Annotated in this window: 18 protein-coding genes; 13 read left to right on the top strand and 5 right to left on the bottom strand. The window is 61.4% G+C overall.

The features are described 5' to 3' along the window. The first annotated feature begins 24 nt into the window (after positions 1-24). Positions 25-1800: an SLC13 family permease gene (locus VR74_RS07850; RefSeq protein ID WP_045695706.1), complete on the top strand. Its 1776-nt coding sequence runs from the start codon at positions 25-27 to the stop codon at positions 1798-1800. A 20-nt stretch (positions 1801-1820) separates the two neighbouring features. Here VR74_RS07850 and hspQ read toward each other — a convergent pair whose 3' ends face one another. Further along, positions 1821-2273 carry a heat shock protein HspQ gene (gene hspQ / locus VR74_RS07855; RefSeq protein WP_299949875.1) on the bottom strand — a complete coding sequence of 151 codons (453 nt, stop codon included), beginning with the start codon at positions 2271-2273 and terminating at the stop codon, positions 1821-1823. A 50-nt stretch (positions 2274-2323) separates the two neighbouring features. Here hspQ and VR74_RS07860 point away from each other — a divergent pair, with 50 nt between their 5' ends. Both VR74_RS07860 and VR74_RS07865 read left to right on the top strand, forming a co-directional pair. Further along, a complete protein-coding gene (locus VR74_RS07860; protein ID WP_045695746.1) occupies positions 2324-3451 on the top strand; it encodes a Ppx/GppA phosphatase family protein in 1128 nt (375 codons plus the stop codon). Beyond that, positions 3441-4145, top strand: a complete 705-nt coding sequence (locus VR74_RS07865; RefSeq protein ID WP_045695708.1) for an RlmE family RNA methyltransferase — start codon at positions 3441-3443, stop codon at positions 4143-4145. The genes VR74_RS07860 and VR74_RS07865 overlap by 11 nt, the downstream gene beginning before the upstream one ends. A gap of 38 nt (positions 4146-4183) precedes the next feature. Here VR74_RS07865 and VR74_RS07870 read toward each other — a convergent pair whose 3' ends face one another. Beyond that, positions 4184-4393: a dodecin gene (locus tag VR74_RS07870; RefSeq protein ID WP_045695710.1), complete on the bottom strand. Its 210-nt coding sequence runs from the start codon at positions 4391-4393 to the stop codon at positions 4184-4186. Positions 4394-4511: 118 nt separating this feature from the next. Between VR74_RS07870 and VR74_RS07875 the strand changes: the two genes are divergently transcribed. The 4 genes from VR74_RS07875 (at position 4512) to guaB (ending at position 7693) form a co-directional block, all read left to right on the top strand. Further along, positions 4512-4919 carry a GFA family protein gene (locus VR74_RS07875; protein ID WP_045695711.1) on the top strand — a complete coding sequence of 136 codons (408 nt, stop codon included), beginning with the start codon at positions 4512-4514 and terminating at the stop codon, positions 4917-4919. Continuing rightward, entirely contained in the window at positions 4916-5335 is a 420-nt protein-coding gene (locus VR74_RS20665; protein ID WP_299949877.1) for a hypothetical protein, read from the top strand. Before VR74_RS07875 ends, VR74_RS20665 begins: the two co-directional genes overlap by 4 nt. Before the next feature lie 108 nt (positions 5336-5443). Next, positions 5444-6175: a hypothetical protein gene (locus VR74_RS07885; RefSeq protein ID WP_299949879.1), complete on the top strand. Its 732-nt coding sequence runs from the start codon at positions 5444-5446 to the stop codon at positions 6173-6175. Between the two features lie 60 nt (positions 6176-6235). After that, positions 6236-7693, top strand: a complete 1458-nt coding sequence (guaB, locus tag VR74_RS07890) for an IMP dehydrogenase (RefSeq protein ID WP_045695713.1) — start codon at positions 6236-6238, stop codon at positions 7691-7693. 46 nt (positions 7694-7739) lie between these two features. On the opposite strand, the gene VR74_RS07895 is transcribed toward guaB, so the two are convergent. Both VR74_RS07895 and VR74_RS07900 read right to left on the bottom strand, forming a co-directional pair. After that, complete coding sequence (locus VR74_RS07895; RefSeq protein ID WP_299949881.1) at positions 7740-8906, bottom strand: hypothetical protein; 1167 nt, start codon at positions 8904-8906, stop codon at positions 7740-7742. 353 nt (positions 8907-9259) lie between these two features. Beyond that, on the bottom strand, positions 9260-9862 hold the full coding sequence (locus VR74_RS07900) for a GNAT family N-acetyltransferase (protein ID WP_045695715.1): 603 nt from the start codon (positions 9860-9862) through the stop codon (positions 9260-9262). Positions 9863-9991: 129 nt separating this feature from the next. Between VR74_RS07900 and VR74_RS07905 the strand changes: the two genes are divergently transcribed. Beyond that, positions 9992-10906 carry an FAD-dependent oxidoreductase gene (locus VR74_RS07905; RefSeq protein ID WP_045695717.1) on the top strand — a complete coding sequence of 305 codons (915 nt, stop codon included), beginning with the start codon at positions 9992-9994 and terminating at the stop codon, positions 10904-10906. A gap of 83 nt (positions 10907-10989) precedes the next feature. Continuing rightward, positions 10990-12297: an RsmB/NOP family class I SAM-dependent RNA methyltransferase gene (locus tag VR74_RS07910; protein WP_045695749.1), complete on the top strand. Its 1308-nt coding sequence runs from the start codon at positions 10990-10992 to the stop codon at positions 12295-12297. A gap of 51 nt (positions 12298-12348) precedes the next feature. On the opposite strand, the gene VR74_RS07915 is transcribed toward VR74_RS07910, so the two are convergent. After that, positions 12349-13413: an aspartyl/asparaginyl beta-hydroxylase domain-containing protein gene (locus VR74_RS07915; protein WP_045695719.1), complete on the bottom strand. Its 1065-nt coding sequence runs from the start codon at positions 13411-13413 to the stop codon at positions 12349-12351. A gap of 142 nt (positions 13414-13555) precedes the next feature. Here VR74_RS07915 and VR74_RS07920 point away from each other — a divergent pair, with 142 nt between their 5' ends. The 4 genes from VR74_RS07920 to VR74_RS07935 form a co-directional block, all read left to right on the top strand. Further along, positions 13556-14173, top strand: coding sequence for a M15 family metallopeptidase (locus VR74_RS07920; protein ID WP_045695720.1), 618 nt, complete (start codon positions 13556-13558; stop codon positions 14171-14173). Positions 14174-14242: 69 nt separating this feature from the next. Continuing rightward, positions 14243-15805, top strand: a complete 1563-nt coding sequence (gene guaA, locus VR74_RS07925; protein ID WP_045695721.1) for a glutamine-hydrolyzing GMP synthase — start codon at positions 14243-14245, stop codon at positions 15803-15805. 294 nt (positions 15806-16099) lie between these two features. Next, on the top strand, positions 16100-17359 hold the full coding sequence (locus VR74_RS07930; protein ID WP_045695723.1) for an integrase arm-type DNA-binding domain-containing protein: 1260 nt from the start codon (positions 16100-16102) through the stop codon (positions 17357-17359). A gap of 179 nt (positions 17360-17538) precedes the next feature. Beyond that, positions 17539-18035: hypothetical protein (locus tag VR74_RS07935; RefSeq protein WP_045695724.1), on the top strand; the 497-nt coding region annotated here is incomplete at its 3' end.

The following is an 18035-nucleotide window of genomic DNA, read 5'->3' on the forward strand; positions in this document are numbered from 1 at the left end:
GGTTGGAGTTCGGGGTCAGATTTGATGCAAGCCTTCCTGTCTGACCATGCGGCCGTCATCTCGCTTTGCATCCTGGCAGCCATGTTTGCCGGCTTCTTCATGGAGCGGCTGCCGCCAGCGGCGATAGCCATGATCGGGGCAGCAGCGTTCATTCTGATCGGCTTTCTGGACGAACCCGGTGCGCTGTCGGCTTTTTCCAACAGTGCGCCGATCACGATTGGCGCCATGTTCATCCTCGCTGCGGCGCTGAAACGGACGGGTGTTCTGGACGCACTGGCCGCTTCCGTCCTGCAGGAGGCTGACCGGTCGACAGTTGGCGCGCTGCTTTTACTGGGCGTGACCGTGTCCATCGGGTCTGCCTTCGTCAATAACACGGCGGTGGTTGTCATCCTGCTGCCGATTGTCATGGAACTGGCCGGGCGCCTGAAAATCTCCGAAAAGAAGCTGCTCATTCCCCTGTCATATGTGTCGATCATGGCCGGAACCTGTACGTTGATCGGGACATCAACCAACCTGCTGGTTGCCGGTGTGGCGCAAGATGCCGGCATGGAAGCGTTCAGCATTTTCGAGATCACGCCGGTTGGCCTGGTCACGTTCGGAACGGGTCTCGCCGTCCTGCTGGGGCTCGGATGGGTGTTGCTGCCGCGCGCCGCGGCCGGATCGACGGCGCCCACGGCACCGGTCCGCTACTTGACCGATGCGGTTGTCCCGGAGGAGTCTGCGGTTATCGGGCGCCTGGTCACCGAAGTGCCCGAGCTTTCCAAGAAAGGGATCAGCGTCGTATCCCACAGCCGGGGGAGCCGGCGGTTTTCCGGGAGTGATGCGGACGAATTGCTGAAGGCAGGCGACCGCGTTACCCTGCGGGCCGATCTGACGGAGCTGCTGACCCTGGTGGATTCGGAGCTGTTCCGTATCGGCATCAGCCGCCGCAAGACGGATGCCGGCCCGGAAGAGCGGGCGCTGGCGACCGTCGCCGCGAATGATTCCAATATCGGCCGGCGGATTGCCGAGATTTCCTACCTGTCGCACCATGCCGTGACCGTTCGCGGACTGACGCGGTACGGTAATCCCCCCGGGCCGGACCTTGCCAATGCCCGGCTCAAGGCCGGCGACAGGCTGATCGTCGATGGCAACCGGAGCGAACTGCATGAGCTGGCGGCATCAGGCGCGCTGGTCGTAGACCAGACCTTCAAGGCAGAACCCTTCCGCCGCAAACGCGGGCCGCTGGCCATTGCTATACTCGCGGCAGTGATTCTTTCATCGGCCATCCTGGGCATTCCGCTGGTGATGGCTTCGCTGATCGGGGTGGGCGCCGTGCTGGCCTTTGGCTGCCTGTCGCTGAGTGATGCGTTCGAGGCGATGGACGCCGGGGTGCTTGCGCTGATCTTTGCCATGCTGATGGTTGGACAGGGCCTGGTCGCGTCTGGCGGCGTGGACATGCTGGTCAGCAGCATGACGCCCCTGCTGGTGTCGGCGTCACCCTTGTGGCTGGTGCTGATGATCTACCTGCTGACGTCGGTACTGACGGAACTGGTGACCAATGCCGCCGTGGCGGTCATCATGACACCGCTGGTGATCGTGCTGGGAACGGAACTGGGCATTGAGCCGCGCGCGCTGGTGATTGCCGTGATGTTCGGTGCAAGCGCAAGTTTTGCGTCTCCCATCGGCTATCAGACAAACACGATCGTGCATGCGGCGGGCAATTACAGGTTCTCGGATTTCCTCAAGATTGGCGTGCCGATGAACCTGATTGTCGGGGTCACAACGAGCATTGCGATCTACCTGTTCTACCTGGCCTGATGAGCGGGCAGGCGGGGACGCTAGTTGGCGACGCCCTTTTTGAGCTCGTAGGTGCCGCCGCCCGTCAGGTTGAACCAGTCGAGGATATCCGGGTGGGTGAGCGGGGTGTCGGAATCGTCCGGCAGCAGGTTCTGCTCGGAGACATAGGCAACATAATGGGTGCGCTCATTCTCGGCAAACAGGTGGTAGAAAGGCTGGTCCTTGCGGGGCCGGACTTCCTCAGGGATGGATTCATACCATTCCACTGTATTCGCGAATTGCGGGTCCACGTCGAAAATTACGCCCCTGAATGGAAACATGCGGTGGCGGACGACCTGGCCGATCTGGAACTTGGCAACATGCGTGGACATGGCGTTATAGCTGCGATTTCCGTCAATGGGGTGGGTCAATAACAGGGCCGACCTCGCCGCCCGGCGGCGCCGGCGGCCAAACAGGTATTTCAACCACCCGTTGCAATTGCGTCCACTAGCCATTTCCAGCTCCTGTGATAACAATGCCCCAAGTCATCAATTTGGGCCACACCATGGCTGAAAAAAAAGCGCCGGGTGCCCGCAACAGGCGGAGCGCCACGCGCAACGGAAAGACGGCACCGCTTTTTGCGGCCGTCGACCTTGGAACGAATAATTGCCGCCTGCTGGTCGCCGAGCCACGCGGGAAGACGTTTCGCGTGGTCGATTCCCATTCCCAGATTGCCCGTCTTGGCGAGGGCCTGCACGAGACCGGCCGCCTGTCGGATGCCGCAATCGAGCGGGCAATTGACGCATTGCAGCACATTCGCAGGAAGTTGAAACAGCATGGCGTTGGACGGGTGCGCTGCATCGCGACCGAAGCCTGCCGGAAGGCCGAGAACGGCGCCGAATTCATCCGCCGGGTACATGAGGAAACGGGTCTCACCTTCAAGATCATCGGGGCCAAGGAAGAAGCGCGCCTGGCGACGATTGGCTGCCACGACCTGATCGCGCCGCAGGCCAAGTCCGTTCTGGTTGTCGATATCGGCGGCGGATCGACCGAATTGTCCTGGGTGAATGCCGAGGCGGCCCGGGACAATGGGTTCAAGGGCCTGCTGGAAAAGGCGCCCATTCTCGGTTGGACCAGCCTGCCGCTGGGCGTGGTGACGCTTTCGGAAGCCTTTTCCCATCTCGATGAAGTCGAATCCTATCCGCTCATGGTCGAGCATGCCCGCCAGACGCTCAAGACATGGGACGGGATCGAAGACGTGCGCGCCGCCATGAGCAGCGACGAGGCCCACATGATCGGCACGTCCGGGACCGTCACCTGCCTGGCCGGCGTGCACCTCAAGCTCGATCGCTACCGGCGCGACAAGGTGGACGGGACCTGGCTGAGCCGTGAAGAAAGCGCCGCAGCCGTGCAGTTGCTGCGTGACGTGGGCCTGGAAGGGCGGGCCAAGCTGCCGACGATTGGCGACGAGCGCGCCGGACTGATGCTCTCGGGCTGCGCCATCGTTGAGGCCGTGTGGGAAGCGTTTCCGGCCGGGCGGCTGCGCGTGGCCGACAGGGGACTGCGCGAGGGCCTGTTGCTGTCCATGATGTATGGGCCCAAGAAGCCCAAGGCGCGGCGCCGCAACCGGCGCACACGCCGCGGGCCTGATAACCAGGCTGGCAGCCAGAAGGACGCACCAGATGTCGGATGAAGAAAAGCGCCGCTGGAAAGGCCCGACGGGCAACAAGGGCTCGTCTGGCCGTCAGATGGACGAGCGCAAGGTGTTTGCCCACAGGGCGAAATCGGAGAGTTCGAAAAAGTGGATCGAGCGCCAGCTGCAGGACCCGTATGTCCGCAAGGCGAAGGACGAGGGCTTTCGCGCACGGGCCGCTTATAAATTGCTGGAGATAGACGAGAAGGCCGGCCTGTTGCGGCGGGGCCAGCGGGTGGTGGACCTGGGGTGTGCGCCGGGCGGCTGGTTGCAGGTGGCGGTGGCCAAGGGGGCGGCGGAAGTGGTCGGCATCGACCTGCTGCCGGTCGAGCCGGTGGCGGGCGCGCATATCGTGCAGGGCGATGTCAATGATCCGGACGATGTGGCGCGCATGCTGAAAGGCCTTACCGGCAAGCCGGACCTCGTCCTGTCGGACATGGCGGCCAATACGACCGGGCACAAGCAGACCGATCACCTGCGCACCGTGGCGCTGGTAGAGATGGCGGTGGCGTTCGCCGTGGCGCACCTCGCGCCGGGCGGGGCGTTCTGCTCGAAAGTGTTCCAGGGCGGCGCAACCAAGGACGTGCTGGAAATGCTGAAGGCGAACTTCAAGAGCGTGAAGCATATCAAACCCCCGGCGAGCCGTGCCGGAAGCCCGGAAATATTTGTCATCGCCAAGGGGTTCAAAGGCTGAACTGCGCGAGCGCGCGTGCCCGGCAGGAAGGCGAGCGGTCAGCCCTCGTATTTGAATCCGAGTTCGATCGTCACCTGATAATACTTGACCTTGTTGTTCTCAATGAAGCCGCGCGTGGACGTGACTTCGAACCAATCGAGACTGCGCAGCGTCTTGCTCGCCGTGGCCAGCGCGCCTTCGATTGCATCCTCGATGGACTTCTCTGACGTGCCGACGATCTTGCTGATGGCATAGGTGTCTGATGACATTGTTTTTCTCCTCTTGCTGTGGGGTCAACGGATGTGGCGGCGAACTGTTCCGCGCCGATCCTGCTTGCGCAGGGTCGTCAACGCGGCCAGACTGTTTGTCCAGACAAGGGAGAGGAAGATGAAGGTTACGGGCGGATGCTATTGCGGCGCGGTGCGATACGAGGTTGAGGGCGAACCGCTGATGAAGGCACAATGCCATTGCCGGGAATGCCAGTATTTCACGGGTGGCCAGCCGAATGACTTCATTGCGTTTCCGGATGCCGGATTCAGGTTCACAAAAGGCGCACCGAAGGCCTATGCACGCGCCGGCCTGGACGGCGCAGTGACGCGCGAGTTCTGCGCGGAATGCGGCACACAGCTCCTGACGCGGTCCCCGGCCCTTTCCGGCGCGGTGATCCTGAAGGTCGGCTCCCTGGACGATCCCTCGGTCTTCGGGCAGCCGCAAATGATCATGCAGACGGACGATGCCCAGAGCTTCCATCATGTTCCGGACGGCATACTGGCCTTTGCCCGTTTCCCCGGATGATCAGGCCGGGCATCGCCCTTGCGCTCGGGCTGATTGCCCTGTCGGCCTGCGCGCATTTCGGCAGCACGAAGACGCCTGACACGACCGCGCCTGCAGCGGTCGGCACGTATGAGAAGATCACATTCAAGAGCAAGCGGGCGACGCGTGCCGAGACGGCCAGGTGCGAGGCCGTTGGCGGATCGGTGGAGCGGGGCGGCATGCTGGGCCATGACCAGTGCGTGCAGACCTATGCCGATGCCGGGATGTCCTGCATGTCTGCAACCGACTGTACCGGGCGCTGCCTGCTGTCAGCGGATTCCGAAGATGACGTGGACCAGATGACCCATGACGGTATTTGCCAGGCGACGGACAGTCCGTTCGGCTGCCATGCCGAAGTCAATGACGGCAAGGTCCAGTGGACGATCTGCATCGACTGACTGAACATGTGACGGGGCAGGGAACAGAATAGTTGCGAGGTCCAGAGCCAACTTTTCGCGGCAAGCGAGCTCTGGTAGACTGGAACGAGATCGACGGGGGGGAACGCAGTGGAGCAAGCGGCAGCGATTGCGGTAATGATCCGTGACTATCTCGGGATTCCACCCAACCTGACCTTCTGGGACCTTGCCAATAGCGAGCTGATCATTGCGGTCGCCACGCTGACGATCGGCGTCGTGGTGAACCGGCGCGTGGGGCGTATCGCGGAGAAGGTGGACGATAACCAGCTTGGCGAGGACCTGACCAAGGAGCTGCAGGAGCGGTCAACCGCACAAACGGAAACGGCCCTGAGCGGGGTGAGTGTGGATTTGTTCGCAGATCTCTCCGACGATTGGATGGCGATGGACGAGGAGGTACCGGAACTCGCGATGGCGCCAGCGCCCGAGGCGCCTGTACGGGCACCGTCGCAGAAGCAGGCCACACCCGGCAGTGCGCGTTTCGCCAAGCGGTCCAGTTTTAGGGACGGAGCTGAAATTATCGGTACACTCAAGGAATATGTTGATCGTTCCGCCGAGCATGTTTCTGACGGACGCAAGAAGCGGAAATACCAAAACCTCGGGAAACGCGATTACCGGGTGAGAATCCTTGCGCTGGAGGATGATGGCGTGATCTCTCATTCCGTGGCGAGCGAACTGTTGACGGCATTCGATGCATGGCGCCCCTACAGCACGAATGCAGCCGCCGTGCCGGATGATGTGATTGAACTGCTGCAGCGGACCCGGCAAAGCCTTGAAGATGCAAATGGAAACTTGCGGCACCATCGCCGACGAAGAAATGTTTGAAATTGGCCACTTCACAAGCCCCTGCGACTCCCTTACTAGGCCAAAAAGGGAGCTCCCCACATGAAAATCCGACAAGCCATTACCTTTGACGACGTGCTGCTACAGCCCGGCGCGAGCGAGGTTTTACCCGCTGACGTGAACGTCTCGACCTTCTTGACCAAGTCTATCAGCCTGAACATACCGCTGATCTCGGCGGCCATGGACACCGTTACCGAGGCCAGGCTGGCCATCGCGATGGCCCAGTCGGGCGGTATTGGCGTTATTCACCGCAACCTCACGATTGAAGAGCAGGCGGGCGAAGTGGCCATGGTGAAGAAGTATGAGAGCGGGGTGGTGATGAACCCCGTGACGATCGCGCCGACGGCGACGCTGGGCGAGTTGCGCGAGCTGAAGGCGCGCACGGGCTTTTCCGGCATTCCGGTCGTCGAAAAGGACGGCAAGGTGGTCGGCATCATCACCAATCGCGACACGCGCTTTGCCGATGACCTGAACCAGACGGTTGCCAGCATGATGACCCGCGAAGTCGTCACCGTGAAAATGGAGGCCGATCCGGCCGAAGCGCGCGGCTTGTTGCACAAGCACCGGATCGAGCGGCTGGTGATCGTCGACAATGACGGGCGCTGCATCGGCCTGCTGACGGTCAAGGACATGGACAAGGCCGCCGTGAACCCGAATGCGGCCAAGGATTCGGCCGGACGATTGCGCGTGGCTGCGGCCTCGACCGTGGGCGATGCAGGCTTTGAGCGTACGATGGCGCTGATCGAGGCCGGGGTTGACGCCGTGGTGATCGATACGGCGCATGGCCACTCGATCAGCGTGGCGGAGGCCGTGCGCCGGGCCAAGAAGATTTCGAACTCGGTGCAGATCATTGCGGGCAATGTGGCGACAGCCGAGGGCACCAGGGCGCTGATTGATGCCGGGGCGGACGCCGTGAAGGTGGGGATCGGGCCGGGCTCGATCTGCACGACGCGGATCGTCGCCGGTGTGGGCGTGCCGCAGCTGACGGCGATCGAGCAGTGCGCCAACGTGGCACAGAAGACGGGCATTCCGATCATCGCCGATGGCGGCATCAAGTTCTCCGGCGACTTTGCCAAGGCGCTGGCCGCCGGTGCGGCGACGGCGATGATGGGCAGCATGTTTGCCGGCACGGAAGAGGCGCCGGGCGAAGTGTTCCTCTACCAGGGACGCAGCTACAAGGCGTATCGCGGCATGGGCAGCCTGGGCGCGATGGCGCGCGGCTCGGCCGACCGCTATTTCCAGAAGGATGCGGCGGCCGAGAAGCTGGTGCCGGAAGGTATTGAGGGCCAGGTGCCGTTCAAGGGGCCGGTCGGACCCATCGTACATCAGATGGTTGGCGGCCTGCGCGCGGCGATGGGCTATGTCGGCGCCAAGGATATCGACGAGCTGCACAAGAAGGCCGAGTTCGTGCAGATCACCGGCGCGGGCCTGCAGGAAAGCCATGTGCACGACGTGATGATGACACGCGAAGCGCCGAACTATTCGGTGAGCCGGGGGTAGGGGATTCTAGACCTAGATCGGCCACCAATGGTCGCATGCCCACGCTTCAATCCGAAAGCAAATCGTATTCGGCAACTAAAGTGGCATCTGCCCCTTCTCTGGCTTGGTTTCCTATAAACTGTATTTCCAAATTGGTTGGCTGACCCGCAGTTCTCAAAATACGATACCTGTCATCATTGAATGTATCCCCGTTTTTGTTGACGGTATCTGTTTCGCTCACATCGATGCTGTGGTTGTCTAAGAGACTTTGGAGAACCTGTCCGCCGCTCAGAAGTCGTCTAAGATTGATAGGATATTTATCGGTTCGCGAACAATAGGGCTGCATTTTCAGTTCACATCGAAAAGTACGTGCCTTCTGATTTACTTTGAGCTGGAGGTTGCACCTGTTGGATCGTGTGTGAGCGAAGACAGCCGTCCATTGTGGTGCGGGCCTTACGATCTGTTCGTGCGTCATGGACCAACCGAGGTAAGTCCATTCAATCTTTTGGGCACGAGCGTAGATTTCCTCAGCAGCTTGCGGATAACCATCCAGGCAAAGATCCCAGAACATTTCTGCGATTTGGTCTTCGCGAGTAGGTTCAAATGTTGCCGCAAGGTATTCAGTAACTGAAAGAGGAAGGTACGTGGGGGGCATACTCACTTGCACGAGAACCGAAAATGACCCGCGCTTTACAGATTGAGTAATGACCAAATGGCCAATGCCCTCTTTTTTGAATGGAAAGCTGAATGTCGCTTCGTTTTTTTTGCCATCTTCAATCACCCCCATGGGTTGCATGCGCGCTTGATGTTTTTCCAACGCACTCACAACAGCCGTCCACTGCAGGTCTTTAGGAAGCATACTTATTGAACAATTGAGCTTCCAGAAGCCAAGCTTCACATCTTTCGAATCGTAAAACGTCCACTCTCTCTTGAGCTCAGCCGTGCTGCTTCGACCCGGTGGTCCGCGGTAAGCGTCCAAATTGACCCAATGTTCGGACTTTTGGTTAAGACTGATGTTCTCGTAGAACTGTGTCCAGCCGAGCTTGGAAAGACTTCCTGCCGTTATTTCGAATTCGTTCGGCCCCACCAGACAGCCATCCAGTAAGGTTTCAAAAACCATTTGGGCGTCCGGATTTCCTACATCAGGGCGTAATTTTTGATCGCAGGATGCTAGTATCAGCAGCCCCAGTACTGACAGCAGCGCGCAATTGAAATTTGATACTTTTGCACCCATAAATCCGATTCCCAGCAGACATTGATGTCAGAGGATGCCCGCTTCACGTTAAAGTAGTATTTATCGGCTATGCTGATTGTAGAAAACTGTAGGCATATCGCACGGACCTCGTCCTTCGATCCACGCTTTCGCAAGGACAGGCTCCGCTCAGGATGAGGTCCTTGAGGAGCATGCTCTCGTTTCGCGTCACCCTCGACCGCGCAGCGGTCTGAGGGCCCATCTCTTGATTTTGATGTCAGGTGCGCTGTCGCGTAGGCAAACCATTGTCCAAGCCGGACCGTGGGCGCCTGATGCGTTTTCAGGTGATGGGCCCCCAGATGGCCTTTGGCCATCGGGGGTGACGCGTGTGGAGGTTACGCGCGCGGCTTGCGCCACATCGCTTCCAGCGGGGGAGAGCCTTCGCCGACTTCGAACAGTTTCATGTGTTCGAAGCCGTGGCTCATGTAGAAGCCGGTATTGTCGGGGTTCGAGTTTTCGAGATAGGCGGGCAGGCCGTCGCGGTCGCAGGCCTCCAGCACGGGGCGGATGAGGGCCTTGCCGAGTCCTGTGCCGCGTGCGGCTTTCCGTGTACCAATGGTGAAGAGGTACATGTGCGGTTCGTGGGGGTGGTTGGCATCCATGACTTCGCCTGCGGTGATGGCGCGCTTGACGGCGCCTTTCGAGCCCCAGCGCATGACGCCGGCCGCAAGGGAGAGCAGGGGCAGCGTGGACAGGCTGCGGTCCATATCCGATGTGCACCACATGGCCGCGCCGCCATCGCCTGCCAGGTAGCAATGGCCGCGTTTTGCATAGATATCCCGGGCGAGCACGGTGAAGGCCGACTTAATGGCGCGGCTGTTGCCGAAAATCCATTTATTGACCGGATCGTCAGCGAAGGATTCGGCCGTGATGTCGCCCAGCTGGCGCCAGTCAGCTGGTGTGGCGGCGCGCACGTCGCCTGAAAGCTCTACCTGCATGTTTCTGCCCCATATGCCGGTTTTTTTTCATGTCTCCCCGGTAGTTTAGCATGGCCCCGCTGCGACAGAAACCGGGACTTGTGACGGGCACGGCCTATCTCACGGCCCGAAGCGGAAAAGGGCAGCAGGATGCAGGGCAGGGTAGCGGTGATCGGCGCGGGGCTGACGGGACTGACCGCGGCGCGGCGGCTGGCCGATGCCGGATGCGCGGTGGTGGTGTTCGACAAGAGCCGGGGGCTGGGCGGGCGGCTGGCAACGCGGCGGACCGATCTGGGCCCGATTGACCATGGCGCACCGGGGGTTCCGCAGGAACTGGCGGTGATGCTGGGCGGGCATGTCTGGGCGGATGGTCCGCCAGGGGCCCGATGCACCGGATTACCGGGGGCGAGCGCGTTGGTGCGGCCGCTGGCCGAAGGGCTGGATATCCGCCAGGAGACAGAAATTGCCAACATGGACCGGGTTGCGGGCAGATGGCGGCTGGCCGGTTCTGACGGGTCGGACCTTGGCGCTTTCGACGGCGTGATCCTAGCGGTGCCGGCGCCGCAGGCGGTGGCCCTGCTGGGCAATGTGCCGGAAATGGCGGCCGGATTGTCCGGCGTGACCATGGCGCCCATCTGGACATTGCTGCTGGGCTTTGAGGCGCCGACCGAGCTGGCGCAAAAGGCGATGGACCTGCCATTTCCGGCAGGGCTGGCCATTCCCATGCTGGCAAAGCCCGGCCAGTCCGGGGCGGAACGCTGGACGGTGCATGCCGCGGCCGAATGGTCGGCAAAGTGGTTGGAGCTCGACAAGGCAGAGGCGGCGGGACGCCTGCTGGAAATGTTCCGGGCGGCGACAGGCCTGCCGATGCAGCCGGCCTACATGCAGGGCCATCGCTGGCGTTATGCCCGCACGGCCCGCCCCTTGGGGGCGCCCTCCGCCGTAAATGCAGACGGCACGCTGATGGCGGGAGGCGACTGGGCGCTGGGGCCGCTAGCCAGCCATGCCGTTACCAGCGGGGAGGCCATGGCGGCACGCTGGCTGGCGACGGACCGCAGGCGTTAAGCCTTTGACGGTTTCCCTCCGGTGTTTTGGAGAGTAACAGGGGCCTTTCCTGCTCGGCAGGGCAAAAGAGGGCAATGGTTTCAATGCGTAATGGCGGCAAGATTTCAGCGGCAATCGACGTCCTGACGGATGTTCTCAACCGGCACCAGCCGGTGAAGTCGGCGGCGCGCGACTGGGGCAAGCGGGCGCGCTATGCGGGCAGCAAGGACCGGGCCTGGGTGTCAGGCCTCGTGCTGGACGCGCTGCGCAAGCGCAACTCGATTGCCTACCGCATGCAGGACGAGAGCCCGCGGGCGCTTGTGCTTGGGGCGCTGGCCTTTGCGTGGGGCTGGGATATCCGCCAGATCGACGATGCGATGGATGAAGAACACGCGCCGGAGAAACTGACACTGGCTGAACGCGAGCATCTGGTGATGGCGCCGGACCCGGCTGCGCCGCCGCATGTGCAGGGCGATTATCCCGAATGGATGGCGCCGATGATGGCGCGCGTGTTCGGCGAGGAAGCGACAGTCGAGGCGCAGGCCATGGCCGTGCGCGCGGATGTGGACCTGCGGGTGAACACGCTGAAAGTGGACGCGGAGAAAGCGTCGATGCCGCTGAAGAGCGCGAAGGCGGAACAGTCGCGCCTGCTGCACAATGCCTTCCACATTCCGGCGAAGGACCCGAGCGAGCGCGAGGCGAGCCTTGAGAGCATTCCGGCCTATTCCAAGGGCTGGGTCGAGGTGCAGGATGCCGGCAGCCAGATCGCGGCGGCGGCGGCAAATGCCCAGCCCGGCGAGCAGGTACTGGACTATTGTTCCGGCGGCGGCGGCAAGACGATTGCGCTGGCCGCGCAGATGAAGGGCAAGGGGCAGATCTTTGCCTATGACATTGACGGGCGGCGCCTTAGCGCGCTGATCCCGCGGCTGAAGCGGTCTGGCGCGCATAATGTGCAGCTGGTGCATCCGAGCGAACCGGTGCAGCTGGAGACGCTGACGGGGCAGATGGACTGCGTGTTCGTGGATGCGCCGTGCACGGGGACAGGCACATGGCGGCGCCGGCCGGATTCGAAATGGCGCATCAAGCAGGGCCAGCTGGAAAAGCGCATGGCCGAGCAGACGGATATCATCGCCAAGGCGAGTGAATTCGTGAAGCCGGGCGGGCGGATGGTCTACGCGACCTGTTCCTTCCTGATGGAAGAGGACGAGGACCGCGTGGCGGAATTCCTGAGCACGCACCCTGAGTTCACCGAAGAAGACGCGGCGGCGGCGGCGATTGCCTCGGGCCTGCTGACGGATGAGGGCGCCAATGTGGTGCAGCGGTTCCGCCTGCCGACCGGCAGCGTGCGGCTGACGCCGCGCCGGGCCGGGACGGATGGTTTCTTCTTTGCCGTGCTGCGGCGCGCGGCATAGGCGCGGGAGCGCTCGTCCTTCGACTTCGCTCAGGATGAGCGCTTCAGGAAGCTAGGTTTCCGTAAGGACGGATTGGCCGGAATATTGCGCGATGGCGCCGAGGAGTTTGGTGACTTCCGCGCGTTCCTGCAGGGAGAGTTCCGGGCGCCAGATGTCGAACAGGAGTACGACGCGGGTCTCGCTCGCCTCGTTCTTGGCCTCATGCTCGATACTGTCGTCGAAGATGACGAGTTTGCCTTCCTTCCAGTGATGGGTCTGGTTGCCGACGCGGAGCCAGGCTGGGCCGGGTACCAGCAGCGGCAGGTGGCAGATCAGGCGGGTGTTGATGAGGCCGTGATGCGGCGGGATGGCCGCTCCGGGCTTCAGCAGGGAGAACAGGACCGAGGGCGCCTGTCCGGGCAGGTAGTCCAGCGGCAGGTTTTCGAACGCGGCGGCCGTGACGGGACAGCGGGCGCAGTTTTCTTCGACGCGCGCGCCGTCCTTCCAGAGATAGAAGGCGCTCCAGTCATCATTGCCGACAAGGCTGTGGCTTTTGACATGCGGCTGGTTTTCGTCGCGCTCCAGATAGGGGCGGAAGGCGGCGTGGTCAGCTAGGACGGCGCGCAGTTCCTGCTGGATGGCGGGCGTTTTCGCTTCGAGGGCGGGGGCCCAGTCGAAACCCGCGCGGTCATAGAACTGGATTTGCGGGAGTTCGGGAAAATAATACTTCGTCGGCTGCTGCAGGAAGATGCCGGATTGGCCGAGCAGGATGCCAACCGACTGGTCGAAGCGCGGCGAGCGGCTTTCTGGCGGGATCTGCGCGGCGATGAAGGCTTCGTAAAGGCCCGCATATTCACCGAGGCGAGTCGCCGCACGCTGGAGACCCGGCTTGAAGTCCTCCGGAACGGGGCCGGCATGCATCTGTGCGACCTGCATGGCGCCGCCATAGGCGCGGCTAGCATCCTGGGTCTTGCCGGCCGCGTGCTGGACATCTCCCAGCAGGAGGAGGGCGCCAAGATCTCGCGGGGCCTCGCGCAGCACGGATTGCAGCGCGGTTTCGGCGTCCGCGAACTGGCCGTTGCGGGCATGGTTGAATGCGGCCTGTTTGCGCGCATCGAGTGTCTGGGCAGTGTTCATGCACCGACATGGCCGGATGCAGCGGGGCAGGTCAATATCCAAGCTGGACCGCGGCGCAGGATCAGCGGGTGCCCATCCCAGGCGAGTCGTGTATCCTGCAGGTCGGCCGAGAGGGATCGGTCTGAACGCTGAGGGGACCAGCATGAGCTATCAGTTGAACAAGAAAGAAGTGTTGTTCCGGCAACGCCTGTTGAAGGCCTCTGGTTTTGACCCGCATGGGCTGGACGGTCTCTGGGGGACCAAGACAAATGCCGCAGACGAAGCCTTCCTGGCCGCCAGCGCGGCCATGCGGGATGAAATGGGCGCGTACGATGTGCGCACAGAGGGCAATATCCGGAGCCTGCATATGAAGGCACAACGGCTGGCACGGGAATTCTTGCTCAGGGCGGCGGGCTTTCCGTATCTGGTGAAGATTATTTCGGGGACGCGGACCTATGCCGAGCAGGATGACCTTTATGCCAAGGGCCGCTGGGGCGGTCCGCCGGGACCCAAGGTGACATGGGCCAAGGGCGGCCAGAGCAACCATAATTTCGGCATCGCCTGGGATGTCGCCCTGTTCGAGGATGGCCGTTACATGAATGGCGATGCGGCGCATGATGCCCAGGCCTATCGCGACCTGGCCGGGCTGGCCCTTTTGCCAGGTCTGGAATGGGGCGGGGCCTGGAAGAAATCCGATCCGCCGCATTACCAGGTAGCGAGCGACTACAAGAAGATTTCCGAGGTCCGTGAGCGGTTCGAAGCGGGCGAGCCCTACGTCTGAGGCAGGGTTTCCATCATTAACAGGCTCTAGAGGCTTGCCGTGGGCGGCGGGACTCAGCTAAACGGCGCCATGACAGAGCAAAGACACGAACGCGCCCTTATCGTCGACTTCGGCAGCCAGGTGACGCAACTGATCGCCCGGCGCCTGCGCGAAAGCGGCGTCTATTGCGAAATCCACCCGTTCAACAAGGTCGACAAGGCCTTTCTGGAAGCCTACGGGCCGCAGGCGGTGATCCTGTCTGGCGGGCCATCGAGTGTCTATTGGGACGATGCGCCGATGGCCGACATGGCGATTTTCGAGGCGGGCATCCCGGTGCTAGGCATCTGTTACGGCCAGCAGGTGATGATGCACCAGCTGGGCGGGCATGTTGAGGGCGGCACGAGCCGCGAGTTCGGCCGGGCCTTTATCGAGAAAGTGGTGGACGATCCGTTCCTTGAGGGCCTGCTGGACAGCGGCGAGCATGAACAGGTCTGGATGAGCCATGGCGACCATGTGGCGAAGATGGCACCGGGATTTGGTGTAATCGCGAAATCGCCGGGCGCGCCCTATGCGATCATCGCTGACCCGGAGCGGAAGTTCTATGGCACGCAGTTCCACCCGGAAGTCGTGCACACGACGCATGGCGCGCAGATCCTGCGCAATTTCACGCATGGTGTGGCGGGCCTGAAGGGCGACTGGACGATGGCGGCCTATCGCGCCGAAGCCATCGAAAAGATCCGCAACCAGGTGGGCAAGGGCAAGGTGATCTGCGGCCTGTCGGGCGGCGTGGATTCGTCCGTGGCGGCCGTGCTGATCCATGAGGCCATCGGCGAGCAGCTGACCTGCGTCTATGTCGATCACGGCCTGATGCGGGCGAATGAGAGCGAGCAGGTGGTGAGCCTGTTCCGCGAACACTACAATATTCCGCTGGTGCACGTGGATGCGTCGGACCTGTTCCTCGGCAAGCTGGACGGCGTGTCGGACCCGGAGAAAAAGCGCAAGATCATTGGCGGCCTGTTCATTGATGTGTTCGAGGCCGAGGCGAAGAAGATTGGCGGGGCGGACTTCCTGGCGCAGGGCACGCTGTATCCGGACGTGATCGAGAGCGTTTCGGCGCTGGGCGGGCCATCTGTAACGATCAAGAGCCATCACAATGTCGGCGGCCTGCCGGAACGCATGAACATGCAACTGGTCGAGCCGCTGCGGGAACTGTTCAAAGACGAAGTGCGCGCCCTCGGCCGGGAGCTTGGCCTGCCGGAAGCCTTTGTCGGGCGCCACCCTTTCCCCGGGCCAGGACTCGCGATCCGCATTCCGGGCGCCATCACGCGCGAGAAGGCCGACACGCTGCGCAAGGCGGACTTGATCTATATTGACGAGATCAAGAAGGCGGGCCTGTACGACGAAATCTGGCAGGCGTTCAGCGTGTTGCTGCCGGTCAACACCGTGGGCGTGATGGGCGACGAGCGGACCTATGAGGCCGTACTGGCGCTGCGGGCGGTGACATCCACAGATGGTATGACGGCGGACTATTATCCGTTCGAGCACGCTTTCCTCGGCCGCGTTGCCACGCGCATCATCAATGAAGTAAAAGGCGTGAATCGCGTCGTCTATGACGTAACGAGCAAGCCGCCGGGCACGATCGAGTGGGAATGATTCCGCGTCTCTCGCGGACTATCGCGAACGATCAATAAATTCAACAAATACAGTAGCTTGATACCGATTTTCGTTCGGTGTCTATCGCCTTCTATCGCGGGCCAACGGAACATTCTGACGGTATCGCCTGACGGTATACAAATTGCCTCTTCCTGCCTAAAGTCAAAATACCGTCAGCCCATTTTGGCGGCCTGACGGTATTTTTTCGGCATAACACATTGAAAAAATAGTGTTTTGTTGTTGGGAAATGGCTATTTTGGCCTGACGGTAAAATTGGTGGGAAGGAGGCGCAGCATGCTGACCGATATTGCAATCAAGTCGTTGAAAGCAAAGGACAAACCCTACAAGGTCGCAGACCGGGACGGTCTCTATGTGTCCGTCGCGCCGACGGGCACCAAGACCTTCCGCTACGATTACCGTGTGAACGGGCGCCGAGAGACGCTGACCATCGGGCGTTATGGCAAGTACGGGATCACGCTGGCGGCTGCGCGCGAGAAGCTGATCGATGCGAAGAAGCTCGTGGATGAGGGTGTCTCACCCGCCAAAGAAAAGAAGCGGGCCAAGGCCAAAGCGAAATCGGAAGGGACATTCGGGGAGCTTGCTCAGCGCTGGCTCGCTGAGAGCGAGATGTCGGACTCGACCCGCGATATGCGTCGTCACATTGTCGACCGTGACCTGATCCCGGCGCTGGGCAATTACACCTTGCGCGAGGTGACGAGCGAGGACGTCCGTCAGCTTTGCGACAAGATCAAGAAGCGGGGCGCGCCTTCAACGGCGCTCCACGCCCGTGAGTTCATCAAGCTCATCTACGCCTTCGCCACCCTGCACGGCATCCGCGTCGAGAATCCTGCCGAAGAGGTCGACCCCCGTTCGATCGCGCGTGTCCGGCCCCGCGACCGCTCGCTCACGCCGCTGGAGATCCGGGTCCTCTATCGGGTCCTTGAAGAGATCACCGCCAATCCGACGCTGAAGCTCGGCGTGAAATTCATCCTACTGACAATGAAGCGCAAGACCGAGGTCGCCCATGCGACCTGGGACGAAGTCAGCTTTCAGGATGCGGTCTGGACCATCCCGAAAAAGCGGATGAAGACGGGCCTTGACCATAATGTCTATCTGTCGAACCAGGCGCTCGACATTCTGGTGGCGCTGAAGACCTGCGCAGGCGGATCGAAATACGTCTTCCCGTCGCGCTATGACACGTTCCGCCCGATCTCGAATGCGACCTTCAACCGGATCACCGACAGCGCCCACAAGCTGGCCAGTGAGATGGAGCTGCCGCTGGAGCCGTTCACGGTTCATGACCTGCGGCGCACGGGCTCGACGCTGCTCAATGAACTCGGCTTCAACCGCGACTGGATCGAGAAGAGCCTCGCCCATGAGGACCGGCGCTCATCGCGTGGGGTCTACAACAAGGCCGAATATGCCGACCAGCGCCGCCACATGATGCAGGAATGGGCCGACATGATCGACGCCTGGGCTGCAGGTGAAAGCCGCAAGCCGAACATTATCCCGGAAAGCATGGCGGTCTACGCTGCTGATCCTAGGGTGGGGTGAGCCTTACACCTCCTTCGTAAGGACGCGCGACCATGAGATCCTGATAAGGGCGATCAAAGGGAGTCAACCGAACAGACATTCTTCTTGTGCGGTTGTCCCCTCGCAGGTCTCTTCTATTCGCGATGCGACATATTTAGAGTGAACGGAGCGCTCACAATCGCTGAACCAATTAGGCCAAGATGACGGCACCAATTCCGCCTTTTGATCCGAAGCGACATGCCGATCATGTTGTTCGCGCTTATCAATACCAGTTTTTAGAAACAGCAATTACCTGGCTTGAGCTTGCGAGTACTGAGACCCTTTTTGTAGAGATTGCCGAGGACTACGATCTCGCATCCGCAGACGGCCAAACCCGCCTGACGCAGGTCGCGCATGCTTCCACCAATCGTCAACTGACGCTTGCGAGCGAGAAATCTAGGCATGCACTAGACAATTACTGGATGGCCAGTGCGGCTGGCGAAAACCGCTCTATCTCGCTTGTGCTTCATACCAATATGTCTTCGGGCTACGAGAAGGGTTTCACCTTCCCCGACGGACAGACTGGAATTGAATATTGGTCGAGCGTGCAGTTGGGCGCTGACCCAAGTCCGCTTTTGGACGGCCTCAGAAAGACGCATCGCAAAGGACCACTCCTCGACTGGCTGAATGCCACGCCGAGTTTGGCCGAACTCAAATC

This window comes from Hyphomonas sp. BRH_c22 (assembly GCF_000961795.1).
Lineage (GTDB): Bacteria > Pseudomonadota > Alphaproteobacteria > Caulobacterales > Hyphomonadaceae > Hyphomonas.

Bases quoted from the DNA above. Each gene is read 5' to 3' on its own strand.
- VR74_RS07850 (WP_045695706.1), top strand. From the start codon at position 25: ATGCAAGCCTTCCTGTCTGACCATGCGGCCGTCATCTCGCTTTGCATC.
- hspQ (WP_299949875.1), bottom strand. From the start codon at position 2,273: ATGGCTAGTGGACGCAATTGCAACGGGTGGTTGAAATACCTGTTTGGC.
- VR74_RS07860 (WP_045695746.1), top strand. From the start codon at position 2,324: ATGGCTGAAAAAAAAGCGCCGGGTGCCCGCAACAGGCGGAGCGCCACG.
- VR74_RS07865 (WP_045695708.1), top strand. From the start codon at position 3,441: ATGTCGGATGAAGAAAAGCGCCGCTGGAAAGGCCCGACGGGCAACAAG.
- VR74_RS07870 (WP_045695710.1), bottom strand. From the start codon at position 4,393: ATGTCATCAGACACCTATGCCATCAGCAAGATCGTCGGCACGTCAGAG.
- VR74_RS07875 (WP_045695711.1), top strand. From the start codon at position 4,512: ATGAAGGTTACGGGCGGATGCTATTGCGGCGCGGTGCGATACGAGGTT.
- VR74_RS20665 (WP_299949877.1), top strand. From the start codon at position 4,916: ATGATCAGGCCGGGCATCGCCCTTGCGCTCGGGCTGATTGCCCTGTCG.
- guaB (WP_045695713.1), top strand. From the start codon at position 6,236: ATGAAAATCCGACAAGCCATTACCTTTGACGACGTGCTGCTACAGCCC.
- VR74_RS07895 (WP_299949881.1), bottom strand. From the start codon at position 8,906: ATGGGTGCAAAAGTATCAAATTTCAATTGCGCGCTGCTGTCAGTACTG.
- VR74_RS07900 (WP_045695715.1), bottom strand. From the start codon at position 9,862: ATGCAGGTAGAGCTTTCAGGCGACGTGCGCGCCGCCACACCAGCTGAC.
- VR74_RS07905 (WP_045695717.1), top strand. From the start codon at position 9,992: ATGCAGGGCAGGGTAGCGGTGATCGGCGCGGGGCTGACGGGACTGACC.
- VR74_RS07910 (WP_045695749.1), top strand. From the start codon at position 10,990: ATGCGTAATGGCGGCAAGATTTCAGCGGCAATCGACGTCCTGACGGAT.
- VR74_RS07915 (WP_045695719.1), bottom strand. From the start codon at position 13,413: ATGAACACTGCCCAGACACTCGATGCGCGCAAACAGGCCGCATTCAAC.
- VR74_RS07920 (WP_045695720.1), top strand. From the start codon at position 13,556: ATGAGCTATCAGTTGAACAAGAAAGAAGTGTTGTTCCGGCAACGCCTG.
- guaA (WP_045695721.1), top strand. From the start codon at position 14,243: ATGACAGAGCAAAGACACGAACGCGCCCTTATCGTCGACTTCGGCAGC.
- VR74_RS07930 (WP_045695723.1), top strand. From the start codon at position 16,100: ATGCTGACCGATATTGCAATCAAGTCGTTGAAAGCAAAGGACAAACCC.